The sequence below is a fragment of the Chitinophaga filiformis genome, from assembly GCF_023100805.1.
Lineage (GTDB): Bacteria > Bacteroidota > Bacteroidia > Chitinophagales > Chitinophagaceae > Chitinophaga > Chitinophaga filiformis_B.
Genome location: NZ_CP095855.1, coordinates 4,864,207 through 4,884,243 on the forward strand (window position 1 = coordinate 4,864,207; position 20,037 = coordinate 4,884,243).

The 20,037-nt window shown below is 50.3% G+C and carries 6 protein-coding genes; 4 read left to right on the plus strand and 2 right to left on the minus strand.

Annotated features, from left to right (window positions below; genetic code table 11):
• Positions 1-17: 17 nt before the first annotated feature.
• The 3 genes from MYF79_RS19080 to ispE all read left to right on the plus strand — a co-directional run bounded on the left by MYF79_RS19080 (position 18) and on the right by ispE (position 2,580).
• The gene (locus tag MYF79_RS19080) at positions 18-983 is read left to right on the plus strand and encodes an electron transfer flavoprotein subunit alpha/FixB family protein (protein WP_247809239.1); all 966 of its coding nucleotides are present in this window, start codon (positions 18-20) and stop codon (positions 981-983) included.
• 103 nt (positions 984-1,086) lie between these two features.
• Positions 1,087-1,689, plus strand: a complete 603-nt coding sequence (locus MYF79_RS19085) for a bifunctional nuclease family protein (RefSeq protein ID WP_106603870.1) — start codon at positions 1,087-1,089, stop codon at positions 1,687-1,689.
• A gap of 84 nt (positions 1,690-1,773) precedes the next feature.
• Positions 1,774-2,580: a 4-(cytidine 5'-diphospho)-2-C-methyl-D-erythritol kinase gene (gene ispE, locus MYF79_RS19090; protein ID WP_247809240.1), complete on the plus strand. Its 807-nt coding sequence runs from the start codon at positions 1,774-1,776 to the stop codon at positions 2,578-2,580.
• A gap of 496 nt (positions 2,581-3,076) precedes the next feature.
• Here ispE and rplT read toward each other — a convergent pair whose 3' ends face one another.
• Complete coding sequence (gene rplT, locus MYF79_RS19095; RefSeq protein ID WP_199658932.1) at positions 3,077-3,421, minus strand: 50S ribosomal protein L20; 345 nt, start codon at positions 3,419-3,421, stop codon at positions 3,077-3,079.
• Positions 3,422-3,472: 51 nt separating this feature from the next.
• Positions 3,473-3,670: a 50S ribosomal protein L35 gene (gene rpmI, locus MYF79_RS19100; protein WP_089788140.1), complete on the minus strand. Its 198-nt coding sequence runs from the start codon at positions 3,668-3,670 to the stop codon at positions 3,473-3,475.
• A gap of 438 nt (positions 3,671-4,108) precedes the next feature.
• On the opposite strand from rpmI, the gene MYF79_RS19105 reads away from it, so the two are divergent.
• Positions 4,109-19,936: a gliding motility-associated C-terminal domain-containing protein gene (locus tag MYF79_RS19105; RefSeq protein ID WP_247809241.1), complete on the plus strand. Its 15,828-nt coding sequence runs from the start codon at positions 4,109-4,111 to the stop codon at positions 19,934-19,936.
• Positions 19,937-20,037: the final 101 nt, after the last annotated feature.

Here is a 20,037-nt window from a genome sequence, read left to right on the forward strand (position 1 = left end):
AAATTCTACGTCAGAACATGTCAGTTTTAATATTCGCAGATCAGGCTCACGGTAAGATAAAAAAAGTAGCATTCGAAGCAGTACAATATGGCGCAAAAGTGGCACAGCAACTGGGCACTACAGCTACTGCACTGGTGCTGGGAACAGCGGCCAATGAAGAATTGGAGGCATTAGGCAACTATGGCGCCGGCAAAGTACTGCATGTTGCAGATGCGCGGCTGAACGAAGTGGAAGGCAGCGTATTCACAAAGATCATTGCCGATGCGGTAGCCCAGGAAGCCGCACAGGTGGTGATATTCCCGCATAATTTTGATGGTAAGGCCGTGGCGCCGCGTGTAGCCGCCCGTCTGAAGGCCGGCTTCGTATCCGGCGCAGTTTCCCTGCCCGATACCAGCAATGGCTTTGTGGTAAAGAAAAGCGTATTTTCCGGCAAGGCATTTGCCAATGTTAATATCAACACGGCAGTGAAGGTGATCGCTGTTATGCCCAACACCTTCGCGCTGGAACCTACAGCCGCAAAAGCAGCTGTAGCAGCCTTCTCTCCTGCAATCAGCGATGCAGATTTCAGGGTGAAGGTAAGCAGTGTGCAGACAGTGAGCGGAGAAATACCGCTTACAGAAGCAGACATTGTAGTGAGTGGCGGCCGGGGCCTTAAAGGACCGGAAAACTGGGGACTGGTGGAAGATCTGGCGAAATCGCTGGGTGCAGCCACAGCTTGCTCCCGCCCCGTGGCAGATACCGGCTGGCGCCCGCATCATGAGCACGTAGGACAAACAGGGTTAACTGTACGGCCCAATCTATATATCGCGATCGGTATTTCCGGCGCTATCCAACACCTGGCCGGGGTAAACGGCAGTAAGGTGATCGTGGTCATCAATAAAGACCCGGAAGCGCCTTTCTTTAAAGCAGCTGATTATGGTATTGTAGGGGATGCCTTTGAGGTAGTGCCCAAATTAACTGCTGCCATAAAGCAGATGAAGTAAGTAAGCAGCCAATGGCGCTTACTTATTATCTGTTTTTTAGATAAGGAATATTTTTTCTAACTTCACGTTCTTATAAAATATTCAGCGACAACGCAGGACAGATATGAGAAAAATAGAACTGGAAATAGTTGCTTTATCGCACAGCATTACGCAAACACATTCTTACGCCGTAGTATTAGGAGAGGTGAACGGTTTGCGCCGCCTCCCTATTGTGATTGGCGGGTTTGAAGCACAGGCTATCGCTGTGGCATTAGAGAAAATGCAACCCAGCCGCCCACTGACACACGATCTGATGAAAAACTTTATGAATGCTTTTAATATAGAGCTGCATGAAGTCGTGATCAGTAACCTGCAGGAAGGAATTTTTTATTCTAAATTGATCTGTTATAGTAATGAAGAAACAATAGAGATAGACTCACGTACTTCTGATGCCCTGGCATTGGCCGTACGTTTCGGCTGTCCTATCTTTACTTACGAGAATATTCTGAACAGCGCTGGCATCCTGCTCGATGATCCTGCCGGTAAGAAAAGCGGTGTAAAACCCGTTACTCCCACCATCTCAGAACATGAAAAAGGAGCGGAAGACGATCTCAAAGTGCTGAACCTGGACGAGCTTACACAGCTGCTGCAGGAAGTGCTGGAACAGGAAGATTACATCCGCGCCATCGCTATCCGCGACGAGATCAATAGCCGTAAGAGCCGCTGATAAACCTCCTTCGCATTTACTATTACAAAATAAACGATCCATAAACCATAGTGCTCCTATGGTTTATGGCTTTTTATAGACACCATGATCGTCTTTCCGAACTGTAAGATAAACCTGGGACTGCATGTAGTCAGCAAACGCGCTGATGGCTTCCACGAGCTGGAAACAGTATTCTATCCGCTGCCACTGACGGACGCTCTGGAGGTGATCAGCCCCTGTAGCCTGCAATTTGCTGCCAGCGGTATTGCTGTTCCCGGCAACAGCGCTGACAATCTTTGCCTGAAGGCCTGGCAATTGCTAAAACAGGATTTTCGGGCACTTCCGGAGGTCAACATTCACCTGCATAAGAACATTCCCATAGGAGCCGGATTAGGCGGAGGATCTGCAGATGCGGCATTCATGCTGCAGTTGCTGAACAACCGTTTTCAGCTGGGTATTACGGAAGAGCGGTTATTGATCTATGCCGCACAGCTGGGAAGCGACTGCCCCTTCTTTATACAGAATAAACCCTGTTATGCTACCGGCAGAGGCGAGATCATGACGCCGATAGACCTGGACCTCTCCGGCTGGTCTTTTGTATTGGTATATCCGGGCATTCATATCAACACAGGCTGGGCGTTCAGCCGTATTACCCCAAAGGCGCCGGCATTATCGTTAAGGGAAAATATCCTGCAACCGGTGGAAACATGGCAGCATACCATTAGCAACGATTTTGAAGCGCCGGTACTCGATGCACATCCGGAGCTGGCAGCCATTAAAGAAAAATTATATGCAGCGGGAGCGGTATATGCGGCGATGAGCGGCAGCGGCTCAGCTTTTGTGGGGATCTTTCCTAAAAACAAAACAGCCGGTATTACGTTTGACACCGGCTACAAAGTGTTTACTTTATAAACCAATCATGGCTTGTTTCTTTAAAGGGCTAGTTAGCGCTTGCATACTTCATGAAAACTAAACAGCCGGTATTACATTTGACAGCAGCTACAAAGTGTTTACTTTATAAACCAATCATGGCTTGTTTCTTTAAGGGGCTAGTCAGCGCTTGCATACTTCATGAAAACTAAACAGCCGGTATTACATTCAACACCGGCTACAAAGTATCTATCTTATAATTGTCGTTCCCACATCTAACGGAAGGCGCTGACATTTGAATATTTGTATTCCAATCGGGATAAAATTATTTTACGAAAGCTATAAGCGCTTTAATACCTCACATAACATTACTCAATCATCACAACTAAATCATTCTCGTCGATAGGACTCCACAGGAGTCCATTTGTTTGTAGCCCGGGGTGACAACCCCGGGATCCCGGGATCATCCCCAAAACAAGATAGCCGGCATTGCATTCAACACCGGCTACGAAGTATTTATCTTACAGTTACGATCCGCTTATTTTACGGAAGCGATCAGGCTTTTGAAAGTTGCTGGTTCATTCATTGCCAGATCAGCCAACACCTTCCTGTTCAGGTCGATATTCTTTTCAGACAATTTATGGATAAACTCAGAGTAAGTCAGACCTTCTGCTCTTGCAGCAGCGTTGATACGAGCGATCCACAGCTGACGGTAGTTTCTCTTCTTAAGTTTACGGCCTACATAGCTATATGTAAGACCTTTCTCCAATACGTTCTTGGCTACGGTATAAACATTTTTCCTTTTACCGTAGAAGCCTTTGGCCTGCTTTAATATTTTCTTCCTGCGGGCCCTGGAAGCAACTGCATTTACTGAACGAGGCATATAGTGCTTTTTTGATCAGGTTAATAATTAATTACACAACACCACATCTCATTATCTGAGAGCAAGCATTCTTTTTACCAGGTCCAGGTTAGCTGAACTAACAAGGCTGCTACCTCTCAGGTGGCGTTTTCTTTTGGTAGACTTCTTGGTCAACAGGTGACTTTTGAAGGCATTATACCGCTTAATCTGTCCGCTCCCGGTCACCTTGAAGGTCTTCTTCGCCCGGGAATGAGTCTTTACTTTGGGCATCTTACATCAAATTTGGTCTGCAAAGGTAGGTAATTATTTTAAACAACAAACGGCCAATATAAAATAATTATTAACGTCCTAAGGGTGTGGATAACTTTTGACCGCCTGATTAAACTTTTTTTTCACACTGTTAAGATACTGAATATCAAATTCCCCCCGCCCTCCTATTTCCAATTATCCTTCCATTTCTCGATTTAGAATATATACACATTTTTTATATTTACTATATTAGTTCTAATTTTAATTTTAAAATAGTCTCATTTCTTAGCCATATCAAGTAAAAAATGATCAAGCCTATGGAAACACTTTACACTTCTCAAAAAGCCATTCCGGTGCAGGATTGGACATCCTATCGATCGGTAAAACATTGTAAATCTGTCAGTTGGCGTGACGTCTAAATCACATCATCCTGATACTCTTTTCACAAAACACCTACTGATGAAAAAGATTCTAATCCTATTATATATGATGATGTGTTGCGCTATCGGAATAGTGCAGGCACAGACCATATATGTTAACACACCGGATACGGTCTGTATCTCGACCGCCAGTAGCACGGCGGGGCAGACCAAGTACCTCAGCGTCAACGCAATGGTCGTTACCTCTAACAGATATAAGGTAACGGAGCAGGCCTCGTGGGCTATAGCTGGCCCGACAGGCAGCGCGGCTGACTATGAAGTCCTCTACACAGGGAATACGTCTGCGGTCACAAAGGCGGATAAACTGACGAAGACCAAGTCGCTGACATTGCAGTTCCTCGTGCCGGGTACCTATACCCTGACGATCACATTACCTTACACGGATAATGGGGTCCCCAGGACATCTGTTCAGACCAAGAAGATCGTTGCGATGGACTGTACCATTAGTACGTGCGGTTCCAACGAGGCGAATGATAAACCCGGCTTCTTTGAAGATTTCGGCACCTTATCAGGTTCTGGCATTGTTCGCCGTCCCTACCCTATCAATGGCGTAGTAACTTACGACTACCAGGGTAGCGGAGATCTGGCGGACAACTACTATTCAATAGCAAACAACACACAGCTCAAGGGGGACTGGGTCTACAACACGGACCACACTGGTAACAACCGTGGTGGTATGTTGGTTGCCAACTCCGCCTACGAGCCAAGGAGATTTTATCAGAAGACCGTCACAGGTCTTTGTAAAGGATCCGTTTATAATTTTAGTGCCTGGTTGATAAACATCAACCCTATCGGCGTTTTTGAAAGTGGTTGCGTATCCGGTTATAGATATGCCGGTGTAACCTTCCAGGTAGTGAATGCTGCCAACCCAAGCCAGATCCTGGCTAACTTCCCGACTTACAACGTATCAATGGACCTGAGTGCTCCTAACGGCAGCTGGCAGAAATATGGAGGATCTTTCACGGTTCCTTCGAACATTGACTCGGTTAAAGTACTCATCATTAACAACAAGCCTGGTGGTTGTGGTAACGATATCGCGATCGATGATATCGAATTCGCATATTGTAGCCCGACCATTACTGCTTCTATTAAAGGTAAAACTGATAATCTGGCGGAGGTTGTCTGCGAAGGCGCTCCGATCACACTTACATCTAATTTTACTCCTGCCAACTATTTCGTAAATCCGGCCTACCAATGGGAAATGAGTGATGACGAAGGTCTCACCTGGATGAACGTACCATTTGGTACCAATACTTCAAAAGACCTCGTGATCGGTCCGGGCCAGCTGAAAGGCACCAGGACCGTTCCTACGTCTTACCGTTTCCGCGTCCGCATTTATGAAACCGGGAGTGACGCCGTCACGTGCGCCTCGCCCTCGGAATACGTCCGGTTGACGATACTGCCGATGCCGACGCTTTACCTGACGAAGAGCCAGGTCTGCGCGGGAGCATATGTTGAATTACAGGCGTCCGGAGGTTTCGACAGGTTCACCTGGAGAGACTTGCCAGGATATGTAGGCGCTACCCGTACAATACAGGTAAAAGGTGACACCACTATTATGGTGTATGGTTACGTGGACTATGCAGACGGACATACCTGCGTGGACTCAAACACTGCATTTATCAAGTCTGTCGACAAACCTGTTGTCGATGTCATTTCCACTTCACAGAATATCTGTGCCGGTTCTTCTGTTGATATCCGTATCAATGACGCGCTGGCCGGAAATACCATTAACTGGTACCAGGGTCCTGATGCAGGAGGTGTACTTACACCGTTGCCTCAGTACGATGGTATGACAGAGTTGGTCCAGGTTCAGATTAACAATGCTGCTCAGGGCGTATTTACAGTAGTCGTAAAAGACCCAAGTAATACCTGTCAGGTACAATCTGCTCCATTCATTGTTAATGTAACACCGGTACCGGTTGCCAATGCCGGACCAGACCAGATGGCCTGCGCCAGCATCAACACTACGGGTAACTTCACCATGGCTGCATTGCTGAATTCCGGCGAATCCGGGGTATGGACAATAGACACCCTGTGGGGACCTGGTGCAGATCCTGCGCTGACTGCTGCTAACTTTAAAGATTATGCCAGCATTCAGTTCCCGAACCTTGCGAAAACAAGGGTAACGTTGAAAAAAGGCGGTATAACCGTAAGGTTTAAATGGACAGTGAAAGCTACTGCCAACACAGCCTGCTCCAGCAGCGACTTCGTTGAGGTAACGCTCCTGTACGACCCAACCTTCAGTGATGCTGGCCGCGATACCACCCTCTGTGCCAGCAACGTGTTTACGATGAATGCCAGCAAGCCGGATGGAACACTGACCGGTCCTTATGCGGAAAGCGGTACATGGAAACTCATATCCGGTAACGCCACCATCGCAAACGTTAATGCATATAATACAACAGTTACATCTAATGTTGCTGAGCAGGATATCGTGCTGACATGGTCCATCACCAATGCCGCGAACTGTACGCCAAGCATTGACACTGTTGTACTACATAAAACAAGCCGCCCGGTAATTACGCTGAAGCCATCTATTATTACCTGTAGCACATCCGGTACATTCTCAATTGATACCCTGTCTACAAAAGGTAATCCGGATACTTACAGCATTAGCGCCGGTACTCCTGCCCTCCCTGGCTTCACTGCTGTTACCAACCAGCCCATCACGGCATGGCCGATAGTAGTGAACTACCCTGCGGGCACTCCACGTGGCGTATACAACTTCAACCTGAGCTATAAGAATAGCCTGAATGCAGGTTGTGACTCCACCGTTCCTTTCTCAGTGAGCGTAGAAACGCCTCCTGTAGATCCGACCGGGGTAACCGTAGGCTCTCCCAATATCTGTACTTCCGGTACTACCACGCTGACTGTTGTAGGCGGAAGCCTGGGGCAGAAAGCTGACGGTACGCCAAACGGAACATGGGTATGGTACGCCGGAGGTTGTGGAACAGGTACTCCTGTTGGTACTGGTCCTTCCATTACCGTAGCAGTGAACGCTACCACCACTTATTATGTGCGCGCTGAAACAACTGGTGCATGTTCCAATACAGCCTGCGCAAGCGGTACTGTAACCGTATACCAGATGCCGACTGCGGCAAACGCAGGTCCGGACCAGACCAAGTGTAACACCACTGCCTTCACCATGGCTGCCAATGCAGCTTCTGTTGGTACAGGTACATGGACACTGCCTGGCGGTACTACTGCTACCATCACTGCCGGTCAGCAGAACAATCCTGCCGCAGTCATCAATGTACCTGCCGGTGTAACCGTAACAGCTACATGGACCATCACCAATGGTGTTTGTACCACTTCCGACCAGGTGGTATTAACTAATAATGCGCTGCCAACAGCGACTGCTGGTCCTAACCAGACCAAGTGTAACACGACCGCCTTCACCATGGCAGCTAATACACCTGCTGCCGGTCAGACCGGAACCTGGACACTGCCTGGTGGTACCACTGCAACCATCACTGCCGGTCAGGCAAACAACCCTGCCGCGGTAATCAATGTACCTGCCGGTGTAACTGTGGTAGCTACATGGACCGTTGTAAATGGTACCTGCTCCGTTTCTTCTACTGTAACACTGAAGAACGACGCACTGCCAACAGCTAATGCCGGTCCTAACCAGACCAAGTGTAACACGACCAGCTTCACCATGGCAGCTAACACACCTGCTGCGGGTCAGACAGGTACATGGACACTGCCTGGTGGTACTACTGCTACCATCACCGCTGGTCAGGCAAACAACCCTGCCGCAGTAATTAACGTACCTGTTGGTGTAACTGTAGTAGCAACATGGACCGTAGTAAACGGTTCCTGCTCTGTTTCTTCTACAGTAACACTGAAAAACGATGCGCCGCCAACTACACCTGCTGCTGGCGCTGATCAGACAAAATGTAATAATTCTTCCTTCACGCTGGCTGCTAACGCACCTACTGTTGGAACAGGCGCATGGAGCGTGGTGTCTTCCACTCCTGCAGGGTTCACTTTCCCTGCTGCGAGCGTGAACAACCCGACTGCTGCTATCACTGTTCCTGCTGGTACAACAGTAACGCTGCGCTGGACCATCACGAACGGTACCTGCTCTCTCTCTGATGACGTGGTACTGAAAAATGACGCTCCGCCAACAACTGCTGCTGCCGGTGCTGACCAGGTAAAATGTAATACGCCTTCCTTCACACTGGCTGCTAATGCACCTACTGTTGGAACAGGTGCATGGAGCGTGGTGTCTTCTAATCCTGCAGGATATATTTTCCCTGCTGCGAGCGTGAACAACCCGACCGCTACCATCACTGTGACTGCCGGTACAACGGTAACACTGCGCTGGACTACCACAAACGGAACCTGTAGCACTACAGACGACGTTGTGCTGACCAACAGCCCACTGCCTACTACGCCAAATGCCGGTGCAGATCAGACCAAGTGTAATACACCTTCCTTCACACTGGCTGCTAACGCGCCTACTGTTGGAACAGGTGCATGGAGCGTGGTGTCTTCTTCTCCTGCAGGTTTCACTTTCCCTGCTGCGAGCGTGAGCAACCCGGCTGCTACCATCACCGTACCTGCCGGTACTACTGTAACGCTCCGCTGGACGATCACTAATGGTACCTGCGTTTTAACTGACGATGTTGTATTAAAGAACGATGCTGCGCCAACTACAGCTGCTGCTGGTCCTGACCAGTCTCAGTGTAACACCCCAACCTTCACACTGGCTGCCAACGCGCCAACTGTCGGAACAGGTGCATGGAGCGTAGTTTCTTCTTCTCCTGCTGGTTTCACTTTCCCTGCAGCCAGCATAAATAATCCGACTGCTGCTATCACTGTACCTGCCGGTACTACGGTAACACTGCGTTGGACGATCACCAATGGTAGCTGTGCTTCTGCTGATGATGTAACTCTCATTAACTATGTAGCACCAACTGCGGCTAACGCAGGTGCTGACCAGACCAAGTGTAACACGACTTCCTTCACCATGGCGGCTAACGCAGCTTCTGTTGGTACAGGTACATGGACACTGCCTGGCGGTACTACCGCTACTATCACTGCCGGTCAGCAGAACAATCCTGCCGCAGTCATCAATGTACCTGCCGGTGTAACCGTAACAGCTACATGGACCATCACCAATGGTGTTTGTACCACTTCCGACCAGGTGGTATTAACTAATAATGCGCTGCCAACAGCGACTGCTGGTCCTAACCAGACCAAGTGTAACACGACCGCCTTCACCATGGCAGCTAATACACCTGCTGCCGGTCAGACCGGAACCTGGACACTGCCTGGTGGTACCACTGCAACCATCACTGCCGGTCAGGCAAACAACCCTGCCGCGGTAATCAATGTACCTGCCGGTGTAACTGTGGTAGCTACATGGACCGTTGTAAATGGTACCTGCTCCGTTTCTTCTACTGTAACACTGAAGAACGACGCACTGCCAACAGCTAATGCCGGTCCTAACCAGACCAAGTGTAACACGACCAGCTTCACCATGGCAGCTAACACACCTGCTGCGGGTCAGACAGGTACATGGACACTGCCTGGTGGTACTACTGCTACCATCACCGCTGGTCAGGCAAACAACCCTGCCGCAGTAATTAACGTACCTGTTGGTGTAACTGTAGTAGCAACATGGACCGTAGTAAACGGTTCCTGCTCTGTTTCTTCTACAGTAACACTGAAAAACGATGCGCCGCCAACTACACCTGCTGCTGGCGCTGATCAGACAAAATGTAATAATTCTTCCTTCACGCTGGCTGCTAACGCACCTACTGTTGGAACAGGCGCATGGAGCGTGGTGTCTTCCACTCCTGCAGGGTTCACTTTCCCTGCTGCGAGCGTGAACAACCCGACTGCTGCTATCACTGTTCCTGCTGGTACAACAGTAACGCTGCGCTGGACCATCACGAACGGTACCTGCTCTCTCTCTGATGACGTGGTACTGAAAAATGACGCTCCGCCAACAACTGCTGCTGCCGGTGCTGACCAGGTAAAATGTAATACGCCTTCCTTCACACTGGCTGCTAATGCACCTACTGTTGGAACAGGTGCATGGAGCGTGGTGTCTTCTAATCCTGCAGGATATATTTTCCCTGCTGCGAGCGTGAACAACCCGACCGCTACCATCACTGTGACTGCCGGTACAACGGTAACACTGCGCTGGACTACCACAAACGGAACCTGTACCACTACAGACGACGTTGTGCTGACCAACAATGCGCTGCCTACTACGCCCGCTGCTGGTGCAGATCAGACCAAGTGTAATACACCTTCCTTCACACTGGCTGCTAACGCGCCAACTGTTGGAACAGGTGCATGGAGCGTGGTGTCTTCTACTCCTGCAGGATTTACTTTCCCTGCGGCGAGCGTAAGCAACCCAACAGCTACCATCACCGTACCTGCCGGTACTTCAGTGACGCTCCGCTGGACGATCACTAACGGTACCTGCGTATTGACTGATGATGTTGTATTAACGAACGATGCTGCGCCTACTACTGCTGCTGCTGGTCCTGACCAGTCTCAGTGTAACACCCCTTCCTTCACACTGGCTGCTAACGCGCCAACTGTAGGAACTGGTGCATGGAGCGTAGTTTCTTCTTCTCCTGCTGGTTTCACTTTCCCTGCAGCCAGCATAAATAACCCAACTGCGGTTATCACTGTACCTGCCGGTACTACGGTAACATTGCGTTGGACTATCACCAATGGTAGCTGTAGTTCTGCTGATGATATAACTCTCATCAACTATGTAGCACCAACTGCGGCTAACGCAGGTGCAGACCAGGCCAAGTGTAACACCACAGCCTTCACCATGGCGGCTAATGCAGCTTCTGTTGGTACAGGTACATGGACACTGCCTGCCGGTTCTACCGCTACTATTACTGCCGGTCAGCAAAACAATCCTGCCGCGGTAATCAACGTACCTGTTGGTACTTCTGTAGTGGCTACATGGACTATCACCAATGGTGTTTGTACCACTTCTGACCAGGTAACATTAACCAACGATGCGCTGCCAACAGCGACTGCTGGTCCTAACCAGACCAAGTGTAACACAACCGCCTTCACCATGGCAGCTAATACACCTGCTGCCGGTCAGACCGGTACATGGACACTGCCTGGTGGTACCACTGCTACCATCACTGCCGGTCAGCAGAACAACCCGGCTGCGGTAATTAATGTACCTGCTGGTGTAACTGTAGTGGCTACATGGACCGTGGTAAATGGTACCTGCTCTGTTTCTTCAACTGTAACGCTGAAGAACGATGTACTGCCAACAGCGACTGCCGGTCCTAACCAGACCAAGTGTAACACCACTGCCTTCACAATGGCTGCTAACACGCCTGCGGTAGGTATCGGTACCTGGACACTGCCTGCTGGTTCAACAGCTACCATTACTGCTGGTCAGGCGAACAATCCTGCTGCGGTAATCAACGTACCTGTTGGTACTTCTGTAGTAGCTACATGGACTGTAGTAAATGGTTCCTGCTCTGTTTCTTCAACGGTAACGCTGACAAACGATGCACCACCAACTACACCTAATGCTGGTGCAGATCAGACAAAATGTAACAATTCATCCTTCACACTGGCTGCTAACGCGGCAACTGTTGGAACAGGTACATGGAGCGTGGTTTCTTCTTCTCCTGCAGGATTCACTTTCCCTGCTGCGAGCGTGAACAACCCGACTGCTGCCATCACTGTGCCTGCCGGTACAACAGTAACATTGCGCTGGACCATCACTAACGGTACCTGCTCTCTTTCTGACGACGTGGTACTGACCAATGATGCGCCGCCAACAACTGCTGCTGCTGGTGCTGACCAGGAAAACTGTAATAATCCTTCCTTCACACTGGCTGCTAATGCACCAACTGTAGGAACCGGTAAATGGAGCGTAGTATCCTCTACTCCTGCCGGATTTACATTCCCTGCGGCGAGCGTAAGCAACCCAACCGCTGCTATCACTGTACCTGCCGGTACAACGGTAACACTGCGCTGGACCATCACTAACGGCAGCTGTACTTCTACAGATGACGTTACCCTGATCAACAACGCTCAGCCAACCACTCCGGCTGCCGGCGCTGACCAGGAAAAATGTAATACACCTTCCTTCACACTGGCTGCTAACGCGCCAACTGTTGGAACAGGTGCATGGAGCGTGGTGTCTTCTACTCCTGCAGGATTTACTTTCCCTGCTGCGAGCGTAAGCAACCCAACTGCTACCATCACCGTACCTGCTGGTACTACCGTGACGCTCCGCTGGACCATCACTAACGGTACCTGCGTTTTAAGCGACGATGTGACGCTGACTAACGATGCAGCTCCGGCTCCGGCAAACGCGGGTCCTGACCAACAGGAATGTAACAATACTTCAACCTTTACCCTGGCGGCCAATGCTCCGTCTGTGGCTGGTGCAACCGGTACATGGACAGTGGTATCTCCTGCCAGCTTTACTTTCCCTGCGGCTCAGGTGAACAACCCTGCCGCCAGCATCAGCATCCCTGCTGGTACCGTCCTGACACTGAAATGGACGATCACCAATGGTGTATGTACTACAAATGATGATGTGGTGCTGACCAACTTCGCAGAACCTGATGTAGCTGATGCAGGTCCTGACCAGTCTAAATGTGCTGGTACTGACTTCGTAATGGCTGCCAATACTCCAACTGTGCCTGGCGCCGTAGGTACCTGGACCGTGATCAGCGGTGCAGCTACGATCAAGGCCGGTGAAGAGAACCTGGCTGCAGCACATATCACTGTTGCAAACGGTGCTACTGCTGTACTCCGCTGGACCATGAAGAATGGCCTGTGTGAAAACTTCGACGAAGTTTCCCTGACCAACTTCCTGACTCCTTCTCCTGCTAATGCAGGCCCTGATCAGCGTGATTGTAACAATCCAACATTCGCGATGACAGCAAATGCTCCGGATGTTCCTGGTGCTACCGGTACCTGGACACTGGCTGCAGGATCTCCCGGTACAATCACACCGGGTGATGAAAACAAACCTGATGCTGTGATCAATGTACCAACCGGTACTACTGTAACAGCTATCTGGACCATCACCAATGGTACCTGTCCTTCAGTTGACACCGTACTGCTGACAAATGATGAAATGCCATCAGCAGCTGTTGCGGGTCCTGACCAGGAAAAATGTAATACTCCAGCCTTTACAATGGCTGCCAATGTACCATCTGTAGGCGTAGGTAAATGGAGCCTGAGTGCAGGCACTACTGCTTCCTTCGCTGTAGCAGACAGTACTAATCCAAATGCAGTGATCAACGTACCTGCGGGTGTGACTGTAACTGCTACATGGACCATCACTAATGGTACATGTGTAACTGCAGATGATGTAGTACTGACCAACTATGTAGCACCAGCTCCTGCTGCTGCCGGTCCTGACCAGGAAAAATGCGCTACACCAACCTTCACCATGGCTGCTGCTGCACCATCTGTAGGCGTGGGTAAATGGAGCCTGGTACCTGGATCTACAGCTTCCTTCGCTGTGGCTGACAGTACCAACAGAAATGCGGTGATCAACGTACCTGCGGGCGAATCTGTTCAGGCTATCTGGACTATCACCAACGGTGTATGTAGCACTGCCGATACTGTAAGACTGACCAACTATGTTGCGCCAGCTCCTGCTGCTGCCGGTCCTGACCAGGCACAGTGTAACACGCCTGCCTTCACATTGGCTGCTAACGCGCCAACTGTTGGAACAGGTGCATGGAGCGTGGTGTCTTCTACTCCTGCAGGCTTTATATTCCCTGTTGCGAGCGTGAACGATCCGGTTGCCGCTATCACTGTACCTGCCGGTACTACGGTAAACCTGCGCTGGACCATCACAAACGGTGTTTGTACCACTACGGATGATGTAACGCTTGTTGATAATGCGTTGCCAACCACTCCGGCTGCTGGTGCTGACCAGACCAAGTGTAATACGCCTTCCTTCACACTGGCTGCTAACGCGCCAACTGTTGGAACAGGTGCATGGAGCGTGGTGTCTTCTACTCCTGCAGGATTCACTTTCCCTGCGGCGAGCGTAAGCAACCCAACAGCTACCATCACTGTACCTGCCGGTACTTCAGTGACACTCCGCTGGACGATCACTAACGGTACCTGCGTATTGACTGATGATGTTGTATTGACAAATGATGCGCCTCCAACTACGGCTGCTGCTGGTCCTGACCAGTCTCAGTGTAATACGCCTGCTTTCACACTGGCTGCTAACGCGCCAACTGTAGGAACTGGTGCATGGAGCGTAGTTTCTTCTTCTCCTGCTGGTTTCATTTTCCCTGCAGCTGATGTAAACAACCCGACCGCTGCTATCAATGTACCTGCCGGTACTACGGTAACACTGCGGTGGACCATCACAAACGGTAGCTGTACATCTACTGATGACGTAACACTCATCAACTATGTAATGCCAGCTGCTGCCAATGCCGGTCCGGACCAGGCCAAGTGTAACACTACCACCTTTACAATGGCTGCCAATGCACCAACTGTAGGTACAGGTACATGGACACTGCCTGCTGGTTCTACCGCTACTATCGCTGCCGGTCAGCAGAACAGCCCGACCGCAACGATCAATGTTCCTGCCGGTACTTCTGTAGTGGCTACATGGACCATCACAAATGGTGTTTGTATCACTTCCGACCAGGTAACATTAACCAACGATGCGCTGCCAACAGCAACAGCTGGTCCTAACCAGACAAAGTGTAATACTACCGCCTTTACCATGGCAGCTAATACACCTGCTGCGGGTCAGACCGGTACATGGACACTGCCTGGTGGTACCACTGCTACCATCACCGCCGGTCAGGCAAACAACCCTGCCGCGGTAATTAACGTACCTGCTGGTGTAACTGTGGTGGCTACATGGACCGTAGTAAATGGTACCTGCTCCGTTTCTTCTACTGTAACGCTGAAGAACGACGCAATGCCAACTGCTGCTGCTGGTCCTGACCAGGCAAAATGTAACACGCCAGCCTTCACAATGGCGGCTAACGCACCTGCTGCCGGCCAGACCGGTACATGGACACTGCCTGCCGGTACTACGGCTACCATCACTGCCGGCCAGGCGAACAACCCGGCTGCGGTAATCAATGTACCTGCGGGTGTAACCGTAACAGCTACATGGACAGTAGTAAATGGCTCCTGCTCCGTTTCTGATGCGGTAATACTGACAAACTATGCAGCGCCAGTGCCTGCTGCTGCTGGTCCTGACCAGGAAAAATGCGCTACACCGACCTTCACCATGGCTGCAACTGCACCATCTGTAGGCGTGGGCAAATGGAGCCTGGTACCCGGATCTACAGCTTCCTTCGCTGTGGCTGACAGTACTAACAGAAATGCGGTAATCAACGTACCTGCCGGTCAATCAGTTCAGGCTATCTGGACTATTACCAACGGTGTATGTAGCACTGCCGACACTGTAAAACTGACCAACTATATTGCACCAGCTCCTGCTGCTGCCGGTCCTGACCAGGCACAGTGTAACACGCCTGCCTTCACCATGGCTGCTAATACGCCATCTGTAGGTGTGGGTAAATGGAGCCTGCCTGCTGGTTCAACTGCTTCCTTCGCTGTAGCAGACAGTACTAACCCGAATGCTGTAATAAATGTACCTGCCGGTGTAACCGTAACAGCTACATGGACTATCCGCAACGGCGTATGTACTACCAGCGATAATGTGGTACTTACCAACTATCAACAGCCAACTGCTGCTGCTGCTGGTCCTGACCAGGAACAGTGTAACACACCAGCCTTCAGAATGGCTGCCAACAGCCCATCTGTGGGTGTAGGTAAATGGAGCCTGTCTGCCGGTACTACAGCATCATTCGCTGTATCCGACAGTACTAATCCAAATGCTGTGATCAATGTACCTGCGGGTGTAACGGTAACAGCTACCTGGACCATCAGAAACGGTAACTGTGTAACTTCTGACGATGTTGTACTGACCAATTACGTACAGCCAGCTGCTGCCAACGCCGGCGGAGATATGACACATTGCGATAACGATCGTTTCGTGATGGCGGCCAATACTCCTTCTGTTGGTACCGGTACATGGAGCCTGCCTGCGGGTACAACTGCAAGCATTGCTGCTACTGACTGGAACAATCCGAATGCTGTGATCACTGTACCTGCGGGTGTAACGGTAACAGCTACCTGGACTATCAGGAACGGTACTTGTACCACTTCTGATAATGTGATACTGACCAACCACCAGATGCCGGTTAACGCCGCTGCCGGTGCAGATCAGACTCATTGTGACGATCCAAACTTCACAATGTCGGCCAACGTGCCATCTCCTGCTACCGCTGCCGGTACCTGGACCATCGTAAGTGGTACGGCTACTATCGCTGACATACACAATCCTTCAACCCGTGTGACAGTTCCTGCCGGTGGTACAGTAACCCTCCGCTGGACAATCACGAACGGTACATGTACATCAACTCCTGATGACGTGGTGCTGACCAACCAGGCTGCAATCCTGGGTAACACCATCACCGCAGATCAGCTGCTTTGCGCTAACCAGACTCCTGCCATGCTGCAGGGCGCTACCCTGAGTGGCGGTAACGGTACCTTCACTTACCAATGGCAGGTGAGCACCACAAGTGCTACTACCGGCTTCGTAAATGTGGCTACCAATGGTACAAGTGCAACTTACAATCCTCCAATGGTTACACAGAACACCTGGTACAGACGCGTGGTAATGTCAGGTGCATGTACAGGCAACATCAGCAATGCAGTAATGCTGACCCTGATGAACGTTCCGCCTGTTGTGATATCCGTACCTGGTCCGCTGACCGTGGAATGTGTACAGGGTACTGACTACACTACCAAATTCGGTACTCCGGTGTTCAGTCACGCTCCTTACAACAATGAGCCACTGACCGTTACATACAACGATGTAACTGTAACTGTTGACGCTTGTACGTTCACGATCATGCGTACATGGACAGCAACTGACCGTTGCGGTCTGACCACTCAGGCACAACAGACCATCGCAGTGGTAGACAGAACTGCTCCTGTATTCACAAGTGCAGCTCCTGCCAACATCACTGTAGACTGCGACAAGGTGCCTGCAGCAGTAAACCTGACAGCAAACGACGCTTGTACCGGTATACTGAATATCGTTCCGATCGAAGTAAGAGTTAATCAGCCAGGTGCATGTGCAAGCAACTATCAGCTGATCCGTAAATGGGTTGCTGTAGATGCATGCGGTAACGCCAGCGATACACTCAGACAGGTGATCACCGTAAGGGATATGACACCTCCTGTGTTCACAGCCCCTGCTCCTGCCAATATCACTGTAGATTGTGATAAGGTGCCTGCAGGACAACCGCTGACCGCTACTGACAACTGTACACCTGGTACCATCACTGCAAATCCGGTGGATGTACGTAAGAACCTCTCCGGTAGCAGATGTACTGACAACTACCAGATCATCCGTACCTGGACAGCGACTGACCTTTGCGGTAACAAAACCGTACTGACGCAGACCATCACTGTACAGGATACGATCAAACCAAGATTCTCTATGTCACTGCCTCCGGCTATCACTGTTGATTGTGATAAAGTGCCAGCCGTAGCAACGATAACAGCCACAGACAACTGTACTGTTGCCGTAGCAGTGAAGGTATCTGAGAAGAAAGAGTTCCTCTCTTCTGTATGTACCAGCAACTATAGATTAACGCGTACCTGGACAGCCACCGACAATTGTGGTAATACTGCCACCATGCAACAGGTGATCACTGTACAGGATACTACAAGGCCGGTATTCACCGTAATACCACCTGCCGATACCACAGTAAGCTGTGATGCAGTTCCTGCTCCGCCTACCAACCTGAAGGCAACAGACAATTGCAGCGCTGTGAAGATCTCTTACACCCAGACACGCGAAACCATACCAGGTGCATGCGCAAGCAACTACCGCCTGATCCGTATCTGGACTGCGAAGGATCAATGTGACAATACCGCGACTATCCGCCAGGTAATAACAGTAACGGATACCACCAAGCCAGTGATCGACCCTGCTCCGGCAAACGTAACACTGAACTGCGGTGATGCTATCCCAGCTGCTGCTACCCTGTATGCACGCGACAACTGTGATGCTACCTTCCCTAAGAAGGCAACTATGACACAGGATCCGTTTACAGTTGACCTGTGTGCCGGTTATACCATCACAAGAAGATGGACCATCTCCGATGCATGTGGCAATGCGGCTATCGAAAGAGTGCAGACAATCACTGTGAATCCTTGTCCTAAACCGGCACTGGATCCTCAACTGCCTGCCAACTGTTCTAACAACACCAAGTTTGCTATCCTGTTGCAGAACAAGGTGAGCAAGCCTAAATTCACCCTGGTGAGCGTAGTTCCTGCTACCGCAGTAAGCACACCGCTGACACAGAGCAGCAACGTGTTTGACCTGAATGGTGCTACACAGGCTACCTTCATCGTAACTGACGGTGTAACAGGTTGTGTATCCGATCCGATCACTTACGACCTGCAGTATGTAACCAAACCAGTGGTTGATCTGGGCGCCGATGTAGCTATCTGTCAGGGTAGCAGCATTACCCTGGACGCTGGTGCAGCCAACGCAGCTTACGGCATCCGCTGGTCAACCGGTGCAACAACCCAGACCATCGATGTAACAACTGCCGGCACTTACTGGGCTACTGTTACCAACGGTATCTGTGCTACCACAGACTCTGTGAATGTAACGGTGAACATACCGCCAGTAGTAAACATTCCGGATACTGCGATCTGTGAAGGCCAGTCCGTGAAACTGAATGCTTATGTACAGGGTGCTACCTATGTATGGAGCACTGGTGAAACCACCGCTTCAATTGTGGTGAACATGTCGGGCACTTACAGTGTAGACGTTACACTGAAAGGCTGTACCACTCATGAAGAAGCTACGGTAACAGTGGGTACGCCTCCTGCTATCACGCTGACTGATGATACAGAGATCTGTCCGAATGAAACCCTGCTGCTGACCGTTGAACCAGACGGTGGTAGCGTACGCTGGAGCACTGGTGAAACCACCAACTCTATTGTGGTAACGAAAGCAGGCACCTATGATGTAACCGTAACACGTGATGGTTGTGTGGTTACCGATAATGTAACGGTAACTGAAAGACCTGATCTGGCAATTGACCTCGGTCCGGACAGAGAGTTCTGTACAGGTGGACGCGTAGTAGTAGATGCTAGCAACCCTGATGCGATCTCTTACCTCTGGAATGACGGCGAGACCACTCCGGTTAGAGAAATAGTAATGCCTGGTAAATATGTAGTGTCTGTTATGGACAGGTTCTGTTCAAGAATAACCATGGATAGTGTGAATGTAACTGTGGCTGGTATTCCTGATGTACTCCTGGGTCGTGACACCACACTATGCGTCGGTGAAGACCTGACACTGAAAGTAAATGCGGGTACTGGCAACAATATCCGCTGGCAGGATGGTTCTACCGGAACTACCTTTAAGGTAACCGGTCCGGGAACTTACACTGTAACAGTGTTCAACGATTGCGGATCCGTATCTGACCAGATAGTGGTAAGCTATAAACCTTGTGAGGCAGAGCCACACTTCCCAACCGGCTTCACGCCGAATGGTGACGGACATAACGACATCTTCAGACCAGTCGTTAGAGGCCCGATGTACGATTACGACTTACGTATCTACAACCGTTGGGGTGAGCTGATCTTCCTCAGTAAAGACCAGAAGACCGGATGGGATGGCCGATACAAAGGCGCCCTGGTTGAAAATGGTACTTACGTTTGGATGCTGACCTATAAGAAGGTACTCGGTGGTGCAGTGAATATCGTGAAAGGTGAAGTAACCGCTATCAGATAGTAGAAGTGTAAAGTACAATAGGCAAAGGCGTCCCGGTTATTCCGGGGCGCCTTTCTTTTTGTCTGGTATGGTAATTTTTGTTAATTTGGAAGTGATAGGTA